Source organism: Shewanella sp. SG44-2, assembly GCF_014164215.1.
GTDB lineage: Bacteria > Pseudomonadota > Gammaproteobacteria > Enterobacterales > Shewanellaceae > Shewanella > Shewanella frigidimarina.
Map to the genome: position 1 here is coordinate 1 of NZ_JACJEU010000080.1, position 471 is coordinate 471.

Genomic DNA, 471 nt, shown 5'->3' on the forward strand with positions numbered 1-471 from the left:
ATACCATTTACATTAAATATGTGATCTAATTGCTCGTCATTTCCTTACTTCAGTATCGATGAATAATCTCAATCTTGCAGCATTAGTTAAATCTGAGAAACGCGCACGTAAACGTATGCGTTATCTCGCCTTACTTCATTTTACCGAAGGTCATTCTCGTACTGCTATAGCCAACATGCTGAAGGTCAGTAGAACCAGTGTAAATACTTGGGTTACTCATTATTTAACTCATGGCATTAGCGGCCTAGATGATAAACATAATCCAGGTAGACCCGCTCAACTATCGGCGAAACAACTGGTAAATCTGAAAGAATTTGTACAACGTCAAAGCTTGTCTGAGAGTGGCGGAAGATTGATGGCAAGAGATGTCAGTCTTTTTATTCAGTCTGAATTTGGGGTGACCTTTAAACAGGCAAATATCTACAGATTACTGCATCAATTAGGATTGTCATGGATAACGACCCGTTCTCG

The 471-nt window shown here is 39.5% G+C and carries 1 pseudogene; it reads left to right on the top strand.

Annotated elements, in window-relative coordinates:
* Positions 1-58 precede the first annotated feature (58 nt).
* Positions 59-471 (top strand): annotated as a pseudogene (locus H5181_RS20350) (IS630-like element ISShfr2 family transposase); the annotation flags it as partial.